Raw genomic sequence first — 18,809 nt, 5'->3', positions numbered from 1 at the left:
TCGGGCATTTTTCTGATAAGCCTATGCAAAAACAACTTCCTGTATTATTTATCGCCTGGCTAGTCTCAGCGTCCATTGGTCAGGCCCAGACGGGCATTTCCTATTCGCCTGCTCAGGCGCATTCACATAACGATTACGAACAGACGATTCCATTCTGGCAAGCCTACGACCAGGGATTTGGGTCCATTGAAGCGGACATATACGCTCGTGACGGTCAGCTTTATGTGGCTCACGACTCCGCCGACATTTCGCCCGCCCGGACACTGGAAGCGCTGTACATCAAGCCCATTGTCGAAAAAGTGCGCGCTAACAAAGGGAAAGTTTATGCTGGTGCCAACTATGGACTACAATGGCTGATCGACTTAAAAACGCCCGCCCATTTGTCATTGCCAATTCTGGTAAGTGCCTTAAGCGCCTATCCAGACATTTTTGGGACTGGTGGGGTTGTGAAGGTTGTTGTGAGTGGCAATGTACCACCACCTGACCAGTTTGCTACTTATCCAACCTGGCTTCAGTTCGACGGTCGGCCTGCTGTTGCCTACACACCCGATCAACTGACGCACGTCGGCCTGATCAGCCAGGATTTCAAGCAGTATACGCACTGGAATGGTAAAGGATTGATTGTCAAAAAAGAACGGGCCAAGATTCAGGAAGTCGTTCAGCAAGTGCATCGACAGGGTAAAAAAATCCGATTCTGGGCAACGCCCGATAACGTTAATACCTGGAAATCCCTAATGAATCTCGGCGTTGACTACATCAATACCGATCAGATTGCCGCTCTCGGACATTTTCTCAGTCTGCGCCAAACGGCTGAATACCAGAATCCAGCCCCCCATGCTACCTACCAGCCAACGTACCGCAATAACGACAACCGGAGCCGCGTCAGGAATGTGATTCTGCTAATTGGCGACGGCATGGGCCTGGCCCAGATTTATGCTGGCCTCACGGCGAATCGGGGTGATTTAAATCTGGCAAAACTTCTGAACATTGGCTTCTCCAAAACCAGTGCAGCCGATACGTATATAACCGATTCGGCAGCCGGAGGCACGGCGATGGCTACAGGTCAAAAAACGAATAATCGGGCCATTGGTGTCGATTCGATGGGTAGATCACTCCCCGCGATTCCGGCACTGATCAAAAAATGGAACATGGGTAGCGCACTTATCTCGGCAGGTGTAATTACCGACGCCACGCCAGCCGCTTTTTATGCCCACCAACCCGACCGCATGTTCGAGAGGGAAATTGCCTCCGACTTTCTTCGTAATCCGGTAGACATCCTGATTGGTGGCGGGTATCGGTATTTTCAGGAAGAAAAAGTGCTGGATACGCTACGTCAGCGTGGTTATCGGATCGGCACTACGTTCAATTAGCTGGAAACGCTGAAATCCCCCTTCGTGCTACTCGATGACTCGTCGGTGGTGTCGGTCAGCAAAGGGCGGAAGGGCTTTTTACAAGAAAGCCTTCAGAAAACGATTCATGAGCTTCAGCCCAACAAAGCAGGCTTTTTTGTCATGGCGGAGGGTGCCCAGATTGATTACGGTGGTCATGCCAATGATGTGCGGTACGTCGTTCAGGAAATGCTGGACTTCGATCGGACCATTGGAGACGCCATTCGGTTTGCCGACTCAAACGGCGAAACACTGGTCATCGTCACCGCCGACCACGAAACGGGCGGACTTAGTTTGCTAGATGGCGACCTGAAACGCGGTTATGTCGATGGCAGCTTCAGCACCAACGATCACTCGGGAATCATGGTGCCTGTCTTTGCATACGGGCCACATTCCCTGGATTTTCGGGGCGTCTACGAAAATACCGACATCCAGCATAAAATAATGACCATTCTGCAGAAGTATCACGTCACCGGAAACTAGCTAATAAGCACAACAATCCACTCATTCTGAGATCTTTCATTCTAGCTTTTAACCTTAAAAGGAGGATATATTATCAAAAGGTTACGGATCAGTTTTAGGGTAAATTTATTTGCGTGAGCGTGTACATTTGAGCTTCAAGTCCAACTACTTGCAGTAAACAACGAAAGATCGGCTGCTTGATTTGGCCGGTCTTTTTGGTATAACCTTTTAGTATTTACCATCCCATGAGAACAGCCCAACTACCGGAGCGCCAGGTTTTAAATAAACTAAAGAAACGACTACAAAAAGTAATCAGGACATACGAAAAGGTAATTGTAAAAATGGAGGTTCAGCTAGAAAAAGTGAACCGGATGGAGGAAGATGAAGCGGTTACTACGTTACGTCAAACCATTATGACAGGCCTTGATCAATCCAGAAAATTTCTGGAAAAAGCGCAGGAAGATTGTAAGAAGATAACCAATCAACAGGCTGATTTATAAAACCTAACTGCCGACTCCTATCAGGGTCGGCAGTTAGGTTCAGAGTTTATTTCTGTAATGGGCTAGTGCGGCATTCCGACTTCCAGTCCGCGTAGCTGTTTCATCCCTACAGGATGTGTCGATCGATTAATTGATGATAGCCAATTAGACCACGTTGCCTTTCGTGTTTTTAGCCATCAGCACCTTACTTATTGAAATAGTCGATCTTGTCGGCATCGGCGTTGTTAGTGACCTTCACTTCATTTCCGCCAACAACCAGCGAACTTAAGGTGAGGGTACCCTTCGTATTACCAGGACTCAGTACGCCCGTTAACCCGACCGACTGTTTGGCTTGTGGCCCTATTAGTTGGGTTGTGGTCAATATATAGAAGTTTTCGTTCGATACCGCATCGAAAGTCCAGTTGCTGTTTTGCACCATTTTGCCTCCAACGAAGGTCATCGTTTGATCGAAGCTCAAGCTGACCAGCGGATCTTTGGAAATGTAAACCGTGGCCGGTCTACTGGTGGCTACATTGTTCAGTTCAAATACATCCAGCACCACCGTCACGGGCGATGTAGCGTAGACAGTAGAGGGGAGCGTAGACAGAATGGCTGTCAGATCGGGGAGGATAGCTGCGCCTACCGTAGCGTACTCACTGCGGGACTTCTTAAAGTTATTCTGCGCCAGGTCTTTGGCAATGGTGCCGTCGTTGTAAAAGACCTGATCGCCATTGTCCAGCACAAACTGAATCGAACTGGTTTCATCTAGTGAAGCGGGCACTTCTACAATGGACTCGATGCTGCTGCTGCCACTCGTTCCGCTTAATCCACTAAGGTCGGCCGCCCGAAGAACGGGTGCATCGGCCGCATCACCCGTCCAGGTATAGAGTTTAAACGCATTCGGGTCCGCTCCGGCACCACCCGACGGGCCTGCCACAATCAGGTACTGTCCGTTGCCATTCCCTTTGATTTCGCGAATGCCGCGCCCGCCCAAATCGAGTAAGATAGGGGCACCGAACGTAGCAGGAGCATTTGATGGATTCCCTGACACCAGCGAGGTAAAGTTAGTAACCGGCACAATCAACGCTTTTGTCCGATTCGATGCGGGCGAGATAGGAGCGCGGAACGATAGATAACCCGTTGTGCCATCGGGTGCGATAGTGAGTCCTTCGATATTGAACCCAATACCACCGTCGGCTTCCGGTGCTATACCCGTTGCCGCACTCGCCTGTAAACCGAAATAGTTTGCTCCCAGCCCATGTCCATTGTTGACATCCCAACTGATCAGGTCCGTTTTTAACCCATCATATCGGCCAACGTAGCTGAGTGTCGTACTGGCTCCACTGCCCGTTACGTCCGTGGCAAATAGGCGACTCCGGTTGGGGCGGTTGGCGCCACCCGACGAATTGCTGTGCGAACCAAGCCAGTAGATCCGGTCGCCAACCCGCACGGACGATTCAATATCCACTTCGCGGGGAACACCGCCCGATATATCGGTCAATCCCAGCGAGGACGTATAATCAAATCCATTGACGGGCAGCCCCGAATTGGTCCGGTTATAAAGGCGAAGTACCTGATTCTCGTCATCCGCCACCAGCATATAGCCTCCACCGGCATCAACGGCGGTCGATGCATCACTAGAACCCGTATGGAAGCGGCTGGTGCTGGTTGACGCGGCCGAAGCGGCATAATTAATCACATAGGAGGTCGCATTGGTGCCATCTGTAACCGTTACGGTGATGGTGGCATAGCCAATACCCGTGGGTATAATTTTGAGGTTTCGGCTGGCATCACTCCCCGTCAGATTCAGATTGGCCGTCGCCACAACGCTGGTGTTGTTGCTGCTGGCCATTACGGTCAGGCTGCTAAGGGGCGTGTCGATATCATTAATGGTGAAATCAATCCCGAGCGTACGGGCGGGATCGGTTGGGTCACCAATAACACCACTAACAGCCGATGCACTCAGGTAAGCCGTTGTCGTACCGGCGACAGCAATCGTGGGCGAAGTACCCACTGATACGTCATTATCGGTGATGGTCACAGAAACCGGATTGATGGCTATCCCATTGTAGGACGCATCAGGGCTGGTAACGCTATGCGTAATAATGCCCGAATGAATGCCTTCGACTACGTTGTCATCTACCGCCGAAACGGATACCGTTTGTGTGATGTTATAATTGACTGAGGTAAATGTCAATGCAGCCGGGTTGGTTGCCAGTTGCGAACCAGGCGCAAGGGCCACTACTACGTCGGCTGTTGGCTGACTGTTTAGCACTATCGTATACGTATCAGATACGCCACCCTCCGCTACGTTGGTCGTATTGCCCGATTCACGCACGATAACCCGATTGAGCGGAACGTTGTAGCCACCCGGATTACCCACATTGCCCGATACCGATGAATACGAATGTTGGGCATCGTTTACAGTGGATAACTGCCAGGTTGTGATGGTATTCGCGCCGAGGTTAGCGGACGTTGTCCAGGCACTTGCATTTTGGGTACGCGGTCCACCTACTCCCGATACGTTATCACCATACGTCAGTCGATCAACCAGGGTATTTGATGCGTCATAGATATTTATTTCATCACCACGGCCAAGGTTCTGGTCATTTCCACCAATCACCTTTACCGTAGTAGGCAGAAACCAGGCTGTACGGAAGGCGTTGGCTGCATTTTCAGCAATAATGACTGATTCACCCGGCTGCACAACCCCAAATCCGCCAATCGAAAACGAACCAGGCTGGCGGCTACTATCGTCAAAACTCCAGCCCGTCAGATCGACTGCGGCCGTCCCGACGTTGGTTAGCTCAATAAATTCACCACCCGTTCCGGCGCCATCGTAGGCATACTCTGTGATTCGTATCTGACCAACTGGCGCTACGCCTACATTGACCGTCACCGCCGGTGCCGAGTTGTTCGCTTCGTTGCTTTCGGCCACTGCATTTGACGGGTCAACCACTGCCGTGCCGCTTGTTACGTTACCCGTTATAATAGGCGTTACATTGATTGTCAGTGTCGTACTGGTGCCTGCCGTCAGGGAGCCACCCGAAAACGTAATCATATTCCCCGTCTGGCTAGCGGTGAACCCACTGGCTTCTGTTGCCGAGTTGTACGTTAGACTAGCCGGTGCGGGAAGCTCAAATCGAGCCGTAATGCCCGACGCACTGGCACTACCCGAATTAGTAACAACCAATGAGTAGTTAAATGGTACGTTCAGTGTAGCCGAAACGGGTGCGGAGAGTGAAACTGCCAAGTCAGGCATAGGAACAACTATAGCGGTGGGCGCAAAAGCAATTCCCCGAAATGCCGTGTTGGCCGGCGCCGTTGCCAGCACCGTCCCCACCGATGCGATGGTACTACCAACTGCAATAGATGCGGTGGCCGCTGTGTTATCACTCAATTTATAAATAGAGTTGGCAACTGCGGTGCCCACCGTTACGTATAAGTCAATCCCGTTTGTCGTTGAATTAATGGCACCTGTCAGGCCCGTGGCTATGCCCGTAAAACTACCCCGGGCTGTCCACGTAATACCGTCAAAGCTATATTTAAGAAGGCCATTGCCAGCTGTCTGATCGGCTACGTATAACAAATCAACACCCGGAATGGCAGGGTCCCGGTCAAAAAACACAAAACCATAGGGATTACTTGCCGCAGCTGACGCTGGAATGCCCGGCAATGATGTGATCGTTTGCCCGCTGGTTGTTGGTAAACCAGTACCTACCGACGATACCGTTGTGAAACTCCCTGTAGAAGACGTTGCATACAGTTGACCGTTGAAGATATTGACAACCCGTGTGTTTGTGATCGTGTTACTCACCTGCACACCACCATCCGTTGACCCCAGGGTAGTGTATCGAATGCCTCCGCCGGTACCTGTACCCGATGTCCATAGCTGAGTACCATCGGTAGTGACTGCGGACCGGATATTATTGCCTGTGTAAGCGGCTGACTGCGGAATTATGGTAGTTGTGTTGATGGCACGTCCGTTATCAATTCGGGCAACAACCCGATCAATGTTGGCCGCGCTCACAACACTGGCGGTAGATACGGCGGCATCGTACCCTACCAGCGTTAAGTAATGGCCATCTGGTGATAGGGCAAGAGCCCCCTCCGAAGCCGCCGTGCCACTGACGGTCAATTTTCGATTTAATCCTGACGTAGTGGTTGGCAATGCCAGTGTATTGACGAGTGATCCGCTGGTCGAACTGTATTCAACCAGATTAACCGGCGTAGCGGCACTGCTTAACGTGCCTGTACCGCTTCCAACCTGCAAGACGACGAGGTTGCCTGGTGTATACTGTGCCCATGCGTTGTTCAGAGATGTAGAGCCGATCCCTAAAACCAGGCTCAGGAACAGCATTTTTTGGAAGAATGTCTTTCGTAACGTTTTTTTCATGAACGGGAAATGAGTTAGTTAAGTACAAAGCTAGCGCGGCTCACTTCTCCTTTTTATTACCTAATTGTTATATTGTGAGGACGTTACGTAACAATTTATTCAGACAGTAGTAACCCTTTCAATAGTTGGAGGGAATTGATATCGACCTTCCGGCCTGGGCCAATGAAGTACCCTCATGAAATCGGTTTCTTAGCAGGATGATAATAATTAGGTAATCTGGGAAGCCGTGCCATCTGATATATTTGCGGTCCTTCTCACTCAGTCGTATGGCTATTTCTCTATGCTGACTCATTGGATCAATGAACTTATGAATTTACTAGCGGGTAATAGTGTCTATGGCCACTACGATCGGGGGGCTCAACTCCGGTTTGTGCTGTTTGTGGTTCTTTTTCTGGCTATTACCATTGGGCTGAATCTGTTGGTCTGACCCACTATAGAGATATTAAAATTGTATTAATACGCCGTTAAATTGGTAGCAGAATCGTAATCCGATTGATTCAGTCAGCCCGAAGCATATTCGTTGTTTTGTGGAATAATCTACTAACACGAATTATGAAGCTGAATTACCTTTTCTTATCTGCTACATCGGCATTTTCCGTGCTGGCACTAGCTGGCTGTCAGGATCATCGGGCACCCGATAGCCCGGCCATCACCGTTCAAAACCGCTCGGTCACGCCGGTTTTAGCTAAAGTATTGCCAGGGGCGGGTGGCCGATTGGCTGCCGACGGCATCAAACTATACTCGTTGCTGAGCAGTGATGATCAGCTAGAGCAGTCGCCAGGCTACGTATTTGGTGGTTCGGCGGATGGCGCGGGTATTTTTCAGAATCCCGACAAAACCTATACGGTTCTGGTGAACAACGAAGACAATTTTGCGGTTTCGCGCATCAAGCTCGATGCGTCTTTTAAACCGGTCAAGGGCGAATACATCCTCAACTCAGATGGAGGAACCTGGCGGCTTTGCTCTGCTACGTTAGTTACCCCGCTGGAGCATGGATTTGGCCCCGTCTTTCTGACCTGTGGCGAAAGCGGTCAGGAATCCCGTACGCATGCCCTGCCGGTAAACGCGGATGCCCAGCAGGCTGCCATATCCCGGGAAGTACCGTCTTTAGGACGCTGGAGTGCGGAGAATGCATTACCTCTCCCAAAAACCGCTTATCCGGGCAAAACCGCCATTGTCATCGGGGATGATGATTCGGATGTGAATGGTGGGCAGGTAGCGTTGTATCTGACCAATACCGTTGGGGACCTGGAAAACGGTGCTTTGCATATGCTCAAACGTACGGATGGCAATCAACGGGAAATGGACATGACAACGGGCGTAAAATACGACGTCGAGTTCGTTAAGATCGATAACCACAAAACCCTTACCGGAGCCCAGATCAATGGGAAAGTGAACGAGTTGAAAGCCATTAAATTCGGTCGCGTAGAAGACGTAGATTATCGCAAGGGAGGTGGAGCGAATGGCCGCGAAGTATTTTTTACCGTAACCGGGCAGAATAATACGGGCGTCAATGCGGATTACTCACGGTCGAAATATGGCCGGATCTACCGGTTGACACTGGACGAAGCTGATCCGACGAAGGGTAAACTGGAGGTAGTACTCAATGGCGATGATCGTAATGGTCCCGCAAATATGTTCCAGGACCCGGACAACATCTGCGTGACCACCAACTATGCCTACATTATGGAAGATCCCAACGAATACGGGGACGAGAAACACGACGCCTATGTGTATCAATACGAACTGAGTTCGGGCAAACTGACGCCGATTCTGGTGCTGGATCATCGCCGGACCGAAGCTGACGCAGCTAAGTACAATGTGGGTGGTACGTCGAAATTTGGCTCGTGGGAAAGTAGTGGCATGATTGACGTATCCGACGTAACGGGCCGTCCGAATACATTCATGCTGGGCATTCAGGCGCATACCTGGCGAGGAGATAAATACCAGGGTGTTGATGGTGGCTCGGTTCGGAAGGCCGAAAATCAGGCCAGTCAACTTATTCTGATTGAAGGATTGCCCCGTTAACCCTCATTACGTGTTTTTGCCTGCCTGACCGGAAACGTTTCCGGTCAGGCTTTTTATACTAACTCCATTTTTGAAATGGTTTCCGATTCTATCCACACCTCATCCAAAAAGCAAAGCTGGTTTCGCCTGCTGATCGGTAGTTTATTAGGCGTAGGGTTGGGTCTTGGCGTATACTTCTGGCTACAATCCAGCCCGACGCCCGTCCAGGCCGTCAAGGTGCAATTCATGCGGGATGTCGACCTGCTCGACAGCACCGTCAGTCAATTACAGCGAACCATCGTAGCCAGGCAGACCAGTCCTTTGCAGCAGGCTGCGTTTCGCCGGGCTCGACTGGCCTACAAGCGCGTCGAGTTCCTGTCAGCCTATTACAGTCCTGAGACCACCAAAGCCCTCAATGGACCAAACATTCCCGAAGTCGACGACGATTTACGCGTGAATGCGCCGGAGGGGTTTCAGGTGCTGGAAGAGCTGCTATTTCCTGTAGTTGATTCGGCCCGGCAGGCAGAAGCGGTGCAGCATGCGGCTGTCTTGCGTTCAAACGTCAACCGTCTTCGGTTGATTTCGCAGGGCAACGAGGTGACTGACAGTCATGTGTTTGATGCGATGCGACTGGAAATATTTCGTCTTATTACACTGGGTATTACTGGGTTCGACTCCCCGGTAGCCTTTTATTCACTTCCCGAGACAGCCAGCGCCATTGAGAGCTTGCAAAGGCAGGTTAGCCATTATGATCTTGCCAGACACAATCCAGCACTGGCCAGTCGTCTCGATCGCGCGTTTGATATGGCTCAGCATACGCTTTCTTCAGCCTCTGATTTCGACCGGTTCGACCGGCTGAGCTTCATTGCCCAGCAAGCCAATGTACTAAGTGGCTTGCTGCTGGATGCACAGAACGTATTGAACATTCCTATATTCACGGAGAGTCGGTTATTGAATCCGTCAGCCCGGACGCTGACCGATTCCGGCGCTTTTGATCCCAGCTATTTTGTCAATTTTAGTCAGCAGCGAGTCACGCCAGAACGGGCTGCGTTAGGAAAGTTGCTGTTTTTTGATCCTATTTTATCCGGTCATCCAGGGCGCACGTGCGCTAGCTGCCACCAGCCAGCGCGCGCGTTTACGGACGGTGAGTCGGCGAGCCTGGCCGTAGGTTTTGCTGGTCGAAGAATCGCTCGTAACGCGCCAACATTGCTCAACGCAGCTTTGCAGGCCGTTCAGTTCGCCGATTCCCGGGTCGTGTTCCTGGAAGATCAGGCCAGCGATGTGATTCAAAATAAAGATGAAATGCACGGATCGTTGCCCAAGGCGGTCAAGGCCTTACAACAGCACCCTCAGTATCAGGCTCTCTTCGCCAAAGCCTACCCGGAAGGCGTCAGTGAGGCTTCCCTCAAGAACGCCCTGGCTAGCTACATTCGCTCATTGACCAGCCTGGACTCTCGAATTGATCGGCAGTTGCGGGGTCAGGCTGTAGCGCTGACAGCCGACGAAAAACTCGGATTCAACTTGTTTATGGGCAAAGCCAAGTGTGCTACGTGCCACTTTTTTCCGCTTTTTAACGGGACCGTTCCCCCCGCCTATCAGGAAACTGAAAGCGAAGTGATTGGAACGCCCGCTACCGCGGCTGGGCGGCACGTGGACACCGACGTAGGCAAATTCATCCTGACCAAACGGGAGCCACACCGCTATGCGTTTAAAACGCCAACCGTTCGGCACGTAGCGAAAACGGCACCGTATATGCACAATGGGGTGTATAGAACACTGGAAGAGGTCGTGGATTTTTATGATAAAGGAGGAGGGAATGGTTTAGGATTCGGCCTGGAGAACCAAACGTTGCCCTTCGATTCATTGCATCTCACAAGCGCCGAAAAGAAGTCCTTAGTAGCGTTTATGAAGGCGCTGTAGATTCATTCATGCCCGCTTCGCTTTAGCCAATCGTAACTAGCGTATTGCGCCCGGACAGGAGGTGCTTCCGGGTTTCGAATGGGTTGATTATCAGCCTGCTGGTCAATCAGGCAGGCTTTGGTATTATCCGCCAGTTGGAAAGCAATCAGTTGCCGGATTTCCGTTCGTACCTCGGCATCATAAACGGGAAAGCCCACCTCCACGCGGTGGTAGATGTTGCGCGTCATCCAATCGGCGGACGCCAGATAGATTTCCTCCTGGCCATCGTTATGGAAGATCGCCACCCGGGCATGTTCCAGAAACCGATCGACTAAACGAATCACCCGAATGGTTTCACTCATGCCTGGCACACCTGGCACCAGACAACAAATTCCTCGAACGAGCAGCTCAATTTCGACACCGGCTCGGCTGGCTTCGTAAAGCTTGTCGATCAGCACGGACTCTTCCAGGCCGTTTACCTTCAGCGTGAGTCGGGCCGCTCGTCCTTGTCTGGCAAAGCTGATTTCCCGATCGATAAGATCCAGGTAACGATCCTGAAGCGTAAAGGGAGACACCAGCAGATGACGCAATTTTCCGATGGGTTTCTGTTTTTCCAGGTAATCAAACACCTTTTTCACCTCTTGTACCAGGGGCTTATGGCTGGTCATCAACCCGTGGTCAGCATAAATTTCGGCCGTCACTTCATTAAAATTACCCGTAGCCAGGTAAGCGTATTGGGTGGGCCTGTCCGTTGCCGTCTGGGACCGTCGTTTGATTAACGCCATCTTAGCGTGTACTTTGATGCCGGGCAGGCTATAGAAAATACGGACGCCGGCCGCTTTCAGCTGCTCGGCCCACTGCAAATTGTTGGCTTCATCAAACCGGGCTTTGACTTCCACAAACACGCTTACCCGCTTTCCATTGTGAGCGGCACTGATCAGGGCATTGGCGATGAGCGAATCGGCGGCAATCCGGTAAAGCGTTACGTCAATCTGATACACCAGTGGATCGATGGCCGCTTCATTGAATAAGCGAAGGACATACTCGTAGGACTGATAAGGAAAATGCAGAATACGGTCCTTCAGGTTGATAGCCGCTAGCATAGACTCCTGTTGATCCAGTTCAGGCCTTAGCAGGGGTACCATGGCGGGTGAAGCCATGTCAGGGCCTGCGGGTAACGGTAATTTCAGTAAGGCACTGAGGCTATGGTATCGGCCACCCGCCTGTAGTTCGTCGGGCAGTACGTTGAAAAGACGGATAAACGGATTCAGTAAATCTTTGTCTATACTTCCATCGTACAGAAACCGGACAGGCGGGGCTGTTTGTCGTTTTTTTAGTTGTCGTTTAATTTTTTTGACCAGATTACCCCGGTATTCGTCTTTGATATCAATATCTTCTGACCGGTTGAGCTTGAAACTAAAAGAGCCCAGTAGTTCATAACCGGGAAAGATAACGGACAGATTGGACCGGATTACTTCATCCAAAAACGTGAAGTAGTGACGGCCATCAATGACCGAAAGAGTCACGAACCGGGCGAGTTTATCGACCGGAATGTTTACGTAGGCAAATTGATGACCGTCTAAAGACTCTTCAACCTGATCACGCTGGCTGGTGAAGCCGTCTGCTTTAGGCCGAAGAATTACCGCTAGATACAGCGCATGGCTATCTAAAAACGGGAGTCGGTGTTTGCTTTTTGTAGACTGCCATGAGCCAATAAATACCGGTTGCAGGTAGGCCATTACCGTACTTCGAAAAAACCGATCCACTTCCAGCCGATGGACTTCCAGCAGCGGTTGTTGCTGGTAGAGAACGATTCCGTGTTGCTCCAACTGTGGCAACAACTGTTCCTGGAAGAGCCTGTTATAGTGTTCTTGCTGCCGATCTACCACCGCCAGCACCTGGGTCAGTGTCTGCTGAGGATCGCTACCCAGTCGTTTGGTTATTTTTTTCTTATGCAGGGAAATCAAACTCCGCAGCGAACTCACGCGTACCCGAAAGAATTCATCCAGATTGGCGGAATAAATGGCCAGAAACTTAACCCGGTCTGCTAAAGGAACCGTTGGGTCTACCGCTTCCATCAGGACGCGGTAGTTAAACGACAGCCAACTCAAATCTCGGTCTGCGTACTGATTTTGGTCTTCCATCATGCATGGGGATTTGACTAACCCGATCGTTTTGATTAGTCGTGTTCTTATAACTCGGCAGGAGAGGTCTGGCTCATTACCAAATTATTAAATTTATCCACGATGCCCGTGATCAAGCCGGATAACTAGGTACAAATAAAGTAGAAAGTTATGTTTTGGGCGATTCATAGTTAGCTTGCCGGGCGTATGATTTACCTGCCTGCTACGTTGCGAAGTAAAGGTGGGATCAGGTGAGCCGGGGGCTAACCTCAATCAGGTAAAAAGCTATCTGCCAGTGATTTAAGGGCGTATCTAATCGTGTCAAGTTTCGTCATCAGCCAGGCTGTTGGCAGGATCTCTTAATTTTTCAGATAAAAAAAGTCCTTGCCAAGACTTACTTAGCAAGGACAGCATCATGCATTTTTTTGATCCATCGAGGTATCAAAGACGAGGTTTACCGACGGGATCGCCGTTTTTGAACGTAGCGTTAAGACGCTCCCCATCAGCGAAATAATACGTTCCTTTGCCGTTGGGAAGGTTTTTCTGAAACCAGCCCGCATATTTATCTCCATTTTGGTAGTAGTAAACCCCGTAGTCAGAACGCATATTGTCGCGGAAATTCCCTTTGTATTTCAGTCTTCCGTCAGCGTAATATTCCATGCCTTCGCCGTGCTTATCGCCTTCTTCGAACTCGCCAACGTAGCGTTCACGGGTTGGATAAATGAATACACCAGTTCCGTCTTCGCAATCGCCCGAAACACAGCCTACGGTTGCGGTCTTCCGAACAGGTGTTTTGGGAGCCAGCACGGACCGTGTGGCAGCTACTGGGGCACTCGTTGGCCCGATGGCTCGGGGTGCCATCGCAACGGGTGTTTTAATGCTGGTTCTGCTTTTCGGGTACATGGATTCGGCTTCCAGCCAGCCTTTCCGAATGGCGTCCAGGCGGGCCAGTTTAGCGGGGTGCGTCGACGTAGCGTATTCGTCGCCCATTGCCTTTACTGCAACCATTGACTCTTCCAGCGAAGCGCCTAGCTGGTGTAGCACGAAGCCCGAAAACTTATCCGCTTCAATCTCTTTCTGCGGTTGACCCCCATGTCCGTCAATCGTGTGCCCTTGCAGATGGTGCCCAATTTCGTGCGCCATGATGCTGATCGCCGACCAATCGGTTTCAGTTTCTTCTTCAATTTGCGCCATAAAGGCTCCATCGTAAACAATGAATCGCTGGCCCTTCAGCACCGTAGCGAAGCAATTGTCGGTGTTGGAGCACTCAATGACCTTGAAGTTGCGCATCAGCCCGATGGGTTTTAAAATTCGGTCGACAACCCGTTCAGCGTGTCCGTTGGACTTAGTTGTGGGTGAACAGATGACTTCGGGACTAACTCGTCCGCCGGTATAGTTGCAGATAAAGGCACTGGAGCCGAAGGGACGTATTGGCCCGCTTTGTTGGGCTACTAAAGGGCTATTGATGGCCGCACTAAACAAAAGAATGGGTAGGGATAAAGCCGCTCTCACAGGCATAACCAAGTCAGGTTAATCGTTCAACACGGCAGAATAACGAAGGAAAGTAGGTGCGTAGTTTACAGCGTTTTCTAAAAATGTATTTGTTGAGATTCGATTAATATGGCCTGTAGTTCATTAACGGCTCATAGTCAGCACACGTTGATAAACTTCCAGGGTTTGCGTCACTACTTTTTCGGGCGAAAATGCTTCCTGCCGAACGTAACCTTTCTGGCGTAACGATTGACGTAGTGCATCATCCAGTATAATCGTTTCGATCTGTTGCTGAATGGATGCCTCCGACTCAGGATCGAAATAAACAGCAGCCTCCTGCGCCACTTCTGGAAAACAGGACGTATTGCTCAGCACAACCGGGCAGCCCGTTGCGAAAGCCTCCAGAATAGGAATGCCAAATCCTTCGTAAAGCGATGGATAGACGAAGGCCAGTGCGTGTTGGTACAGACGGTATAAAATCTGATCGTCAATGGAATAATAGATCACCCGACTGGCTGCCCCCAGACTATCAATAAGGTCGGTTTCCTCCTGATTAAAGTCGCCCCCGCCCCCGCAAATCAGGTGCAGATGGGGATATTTTTTGAGGAGTGGAGCAATAGCCTTAAGAAACGGCAAGAAGTTTTTATAACTACCCCGTGCGCCTACATAGAGTAAATACGAGTCGGGCGTCTTGATTTGAAACGTATCAGGTACCGACAGGCTTCGAAAATTAGTCGCGTGGTGGATCGCGGTAATTTTATCCGGCTCAATCTGGAAAATTTCGATCAGGTCGTTTTTTGTGTTTTCTGAAACGGCAATTATGTGGGCTGATCGGTCGAGAAGCGCCTGCTTTAATTCTTTGGACGCGTTATCTAAATGACCGAATTTGTCTCCGAATTTGTCTTTGGTGGCATCATGATACGTTACGACAAAGGGCTTATTGCCTATGAATTTCAGGAAATAAGGATGGAAAAACGTTGGATGAAATATGTCGTAATCTTTCCGCATCAACTGAATCGAGCTCCACAGCCGGTTGATCTGCGAAAACAACATGCTGGTGGGCATATAGCCCAGAAAATACCGGAACGACTGTACGTGGAACCAGGGACTGTTCTGCAGGTATACGTTGTTAGAAAACCGGATGGCAAGTGTAGTCTCAACCCCCTTTTTCCGAAGTGAAACCATCAGGTTGTAAAAATACCGGGCTACCCCTCCAAATCGCGACGCCGTGAATGCCTGATGATCGTATAATATTTTCATTTCAGGCACAATTTTACGCATAAACTCGTTGTCCTTACTAGCCACAGTTACTTAAACCGCTGAATAGCTACTTTTCCTTTTGCACCAACAGCATAGCAAGTCCCTTTTACACAGGCCGTTGAATGAAAGCCTTCGGTATCGAGCCGCTGCCATGTTTGGCCCTGATCGGCGGATAAACTCGTTCCCGAAGGACCAACGGTAAGCAGCCGGTCGCCGGGAAGCAGAGCAACCGCTTCTTTCAGGCCGGGCGGGTCTGTTTGCGCAACGACTTGCCAGGTTTTTCCACCATCGCGGGTGATGGCTGCGTTCGGGCCAGGTTGCTGTTCCTGTTTGTAATTGCCGCCCACAACCATTCCATTTTTATCCGTAAAAAAGTGCATACCAAACAGGCCGGTAGCTTCGCCAGCTGGCAGGGCTGTAGGGCTAACTGCCCAGGTACGGCCCCGGTCGCTGGAATGGAATACGCGCCCAACCGATCCGCCACCCGACGCAATCCAGACATTACGTTTCCCCTGAACAACCAGACTAGTGCCGCTGGCGGCAAAGGCCGCTTCGTTGGTTTCCAGTTCTGGAAGGGCATCTGGCGAAACAGGCTGCCATGTTTTGCCCCCATCATCCGTCGTGAGTATAAACCATTTTCCGTTAATGGGATCGCTAAATACGATCCCATGCGTGGCATCCCAAAAATCCATGCCATCAAAAAATACGCCTTGCTGTTGAGTTTGATAGAGTAACGACCAGCTCTGACCGCCGTTTGTCGTCTTATAAATCCGGGCCTGCCCTTTTTCGGCCGGGCCAGCGCTCATCAAGATCGCCGTTTGGGCATCAAACGCCTGTACATCCCGGAAGTCACAGTCGTTTGCCTCAGGTACGGTGCCTGTTTGCCAGGTTTTCCCCCCATCTGCCGTTCGAACGAACGTACCTTTTGTCCCGCCAATCCAGACAACGTCGGGATTAGCGGCACTGACGGCTCTAAAACTGGCATCGGTGCCAACCGTTTGGGGCTGCCATTGGGCAAGTGTCGGAAAAAATACGAGCAGGTAACAGCATAGATAAGGGAGGAAATAGTTCATGGCAAAGAAAAAGCCAGTCAGTAAATGGCTGGCCAATAGTTAATTAGATAAATAATCTTAAAGTATGTGCGTTGTCATCGACCCGAAGGAGCTGTCTGTTGAGTTGCTGCTTTCAGGCGCTCAACTTCCTGCGCCAAACTATCGGCTTTGAAATAGTAATACAGACCGAGTATCAAAAATACTTTTGACAAAATAAAGACAACGATGAACGCAGTTTTCCAGTGTTTATGGACCTGAATGTGCGTATTATTTACCTCAACATTTACGTAATGAGGCTCATTTGAGCGGGATTCGGTCGATTTTTGTGTGAATTCTTCACGGGCAGGCTGCTCCCACTTTTTGATTTCTGTTTCACTGATTCGTAACTCGATTTTTTCCCGTATCTCCGGCGGAGGAGGCACAGAATTTTTCAGGAAATAGTCTTCCATTTCCGTTTCGAGTTCGGCTAGCTGGTTTAATACATCTGTATCAGTGGCCAACAGGTGCTTTAATTCCTCTTGTTCTTTTTCAGTAGCCAATCCCAACAGATGCGCTTCCAGAATACCACTTGTTAAATATTGATAGTTCTTCAAAGTCAATTCAGTTAAGACGAACGAAGTTGCTTAAAATACGTGTAGATAGTTTTCAGTACGTTCGTTGGCGAGAGTTGCAGTTTATCCGCAATTTCCTCGGTCGTATATCCCTGATAAAAGGACAGATTGAAAACGAGTTTTTCTGTATTTACGTTCGTCTCAGGTACTTGGATTGATTGCGGTTGATTTAGTGCTGTAGAATTCGATCTTGCTTCCAGTGCTTTGGCCCTGGTTAATCGAATGATTGGACCAATTGCCTGAGTAGAGGCTTCAGCAAGTGAATTAATCTGTGGCGATGAGAATACATCGATCAACACTGTTTGTGCTAACTCCGGCTCTGGAATTATCTGTAAAATAATTCCATAGGCTATAGCGCTATAACGATCATACAGCGAAAGCCGGTCTGCACTTCGCATGACTTCCTGAGCATCCCGTTTCCTATCTGTTTGTTTCAATGCACCCATTCAACTTCATTCATTAAAAAAACAATGCGGGCTAACGGTAAGCGCACTACCGTAAACATCAAGCGTTCTACAGCGCTTGTACCGGAAGCCACGCACGGTTCCTGACACTATTGAATCTAACCGTGGCATGGGATAAAGCGGAAGGCCTACTAACCTTTGCTCATCGTTGCTAACTAGAGCAATGCAAGTTATCTAAATATGTTAACTTTTGTAGTATGTTCTTTATAATAGTAAACTTAAATTAATTGGTCGGATTCTTTCCTTTTACTCAAAACCTCTTCATTTACCGTAATAGTGTCGGATACTGTCGCTCATGATCTGATATAGTTCGGCTAATTTCGGCTGGTCAGCCAAAAAAAATAAATGGTTCTCAATCGTTGTCAGATCACCGCGACGAGCCGGGCCTGTCTGTACATCAGCCGGATTACTGGCGGCTAGACCTTTTCGAAATGTCTCGGCAATAATTGGCCGGAGCAGGTCGAATTCCAGATCATCCCGGATCGTCAGCTCCCGGGCCAGTGTTAGTAAGTGATTGGTGAAATTACAGGCCAGCACAGCCGCTACGTGCAAGGCCTGGCGTTCTTCGGAGGTGATCAGATAAACGATGTCACTAATATTCTGGCCGATTTGAACCAGTAATTCTTCCGTTTCTTTGTCGGAGGCTTCAATACAAAGTGGAATTTCATCGAACGTCATGAATGACAACCCCTTGGTGAAGGTTTGAAGTGCGTAGAAGACACCCGTGTGGACAGGTACATCGCTGTAAATGTCCATCCACTGCGCCAGCGATTGAAGTGATTGCCCACCCGATGTATGCACGAGAATCGCGTCTTCGGGTAGCACCAGCCGTGAGCAAACGTTTTCGAGGGCATCGTCGGAAACGGCCAGGATAAATAATTTTGATGGGCTGTCGGCAAAGTTCAAGTCCGAATGTGTGTGGGCGTCAAACAGATTGCTAACGAGTTGGCGACTATGTTGAAGCTGACGGCTATAGACCTCATTAATATGATGACCGGCATTTTCCAGCGCTGGGGCAAGATGCCAGGCGAGGTTACCTGCACCGATAAACGAAATTTCCATACTCAAGTATAGACTATTTTCCGTAAATCAGCGCCGTAGCCTCGCAGTTAAGTGTATTGCTGCCTAAAATGGATAAGATTTCTCGGTTATATCCATCAATTAGAAGTACTTGACT

The 18,809-nt window shown here is 49.9% G+C and carries 14 protein-coding genes; 6 read left to right on the top strand and 8 right to left on the bottom strand.

Translation table 11 applies throughout. The features are described from left to right. Nucleotides 1-23: 23 nt before the first annotated feature. From ACYVEA_RS06575 to ACYVEA_RS06565, 3 genes are all read left to right on the top strand, one after another. Complete coding sequence (locus ACYVEA_RS06575; protein WP_461112560.1) at nucleotides 24-1,370, top strand: alkaline phosphatase; 1,347 nt, start codon at nucleotides 24-26, stop codon at nucleotides 1,368-1,370. 24 nt (nucleotides 1,371-1,394) lie between these two features. Then, on the top strand, nucleotides 1,395-1,871 hold the full coding sequence (locus ACYVEA_RS06570) for an alkaline phosphatase (protein WP_461112558.1): 477 nt from the start codon (nucleotides 1,395-1,397) through the stop codon (nucleotides 1,869-1,871). Between the two features lie 224 nt (nucleotides 1,872-2,095). Further along, nucleotides 2,096-2,350: a hypothetical protein gene (locus tag ACYVEA_RS06565; RefSeq protein WP_461112557.1), complete on the top strand. Its 255-nt coding sequence runs from the start codon at nucleotides 2,096-2,098 to the stop codon at nucleotides 2,348-2,350. Between the two features lie 184 nt (nucleotides 2,351-2,534). Here ACYVEA_RS06565 and ACYVEA_RS06560 read toward each other — a convergent pair whose 3' ends face one another. Next, nucleotides 2,535-6,725 (bottom strand): lamin tail domain-containing protein, encoded by a 4,191-nt coding sequence (locus tag ACYVEA_RS06560; protein ID WP_461112556.1) that lies wholly within the window; start codon nucleotides 6,723-6,725, stop codon nucleotides 2,535-2,537. A 280-nt stretch (nucleotides 6,726-7,005) separates the two neighbouring features. Here ACYVEA_RS06560 and ACYVEA_RS06555 point away from each other — a divergent pair, with 280 nt between their 5' ends. The 3 genes from ACYVEA_RS06555 (at nucleotide 7,006) to ACYVEA_RS06545 (ending at nucleotide 10,652) form a co-directional block, all read left to right on the top strand. Next, nucleotides 7,006-7,152, top strand: a complete 147-nt coding sequence (locus tag ACYVEA_RS06555) for a hypothetical protein (protein ID WP_461112555.1) — start codon at nucleotides 7,006-7,008, stop codon at nucleotides 7,150-7,152. A 125-nt stretch (nucleotides 7,153-7,277) separates the two neighbouring features. Continuing rightward, the gene (locus ACYVEA_RS06550; RefSeq protein WP_461112554.1) at nucleotides 7,278-8,753 is read left to right on the top strand and encodes an alkaline phosphatase PhoX; all 1,476 of its coding nucleotides are present in this window, start codon (nucleotides 7,278-7,280) and stop codon (nucleotides 8,751-8,753) included. A 75-nt stretch (nucleotides 8,754-8,828) separates the two neighbouring features. Then, a complete protein-coding gene (locus ACYVEA_RS06545) occupies nucleotides 8,829-10,652 on the top strand; it encodes a cytochrome c peroxidase (protein WP_461112553.1) in 1,824 nt (607 codons plus the stop codon). A gap of 2 nt (nucleotides 10,653-10,654) precedes the next feature. On the opposite strand, the gene ppk1 is transcribed toward ACYVEA_RS06545, so the two are convergent. From ppk1 to ACYVEA_RS06510, 7 genes are all read right to left on the bottom strand, one after another. Continuing rightward, a complete protein-coding gene (gene ppk1, locus ACYVEA_RS06540; RefSeq protein WP_461112552.1) occupies nucleotides 10,655-12,778 on the bottom strand; it encodes a polyphosphate kinase 1 in 2,124 nt (707 codons plus the stop codon). 417 nt (nucleotides 12,779-13,195) lie between these two features. Further along, the gene (locus ACYVEA_RS06535) at nucleotides 13,196-14,272 is read right to left on the bottom strand and encodes a M48 family metalloprotease (protein WP_461112550.1); all 1,077 of its coding nucleotides are present in this window, start codon (nucleotides 14,270-14,272) and stop codon (nucleotides 13,196-13,198) included. 117 nt (nucleotides 14,273-14,389) lie between these two features. Beyond that, nucleotides 14,390-15,505: a glycosyltransferase family 4 protein gene (locus ACYVEA_RS06530; protein ID WP_461112549.1), complete on the bottom strand. Its 1,116-nt coding sequence runs from the start codon at nucleotides 15,503-15,505 to the stop codon at nucleotides 14,390-14,392. A 47-nt stretch (nucleotides 15,506-15,552) separates the two neighbouring features. Then, entirely contained in the window at nucleotides 15,553-16,578 is a 1,026-nt protein-coding gene (locus tag ACYVEA_RS06525; protein ID WP_461112548.1) for a WD40/YVTN/BNR-like repeat-containing protein, read from the bottom strand. 74 nt (nucleotides 16,579-16,652) lie between these two features. Further along, a complete protein-coding gene (locus ACYVEA_RS06520; RefSeq protein ID WP_461112547.1) occupies nucleotides 16,653-17,150 on the bottom strand; it encodes a hypothetical protein in 498 nt (165 codons plus the stop codon). Between the two features lie 11 nt (nucleotides 17,151-17,161). Continuing rightward, entirely contained in the window at nucleotides 17,162-17,614 is a 453-nt protein-coding gene (locus ACYVEA_RS06515; RefSeq protein ID WP_461112546.1) for an RNA polymerase sigma factor, read from the bottom strand. Between the two features lie 279 nt (nucleotides 17,615-17,893). Then, a complete protein-coding gene (locus tag ACYVEA_RS06510) occupies nucleotides 17,894-18,694 on the bottom strand; it encodes a Rossmann-like and DUF2520 domain-containing protein (protein WP_461112545.1) in 801 nt (266 codons plus the stop codon). Nucleotides 18,695-18,809: the final 115 nt, after the last annotated feature.

This window comes from Spirosoma jeollabukense (genome assembly GCF_054777855.1).
Note: the sequence above shows the minus strand (reverse complement) of the source record. Positions and strands in the feature narration are given on the sequence as shown.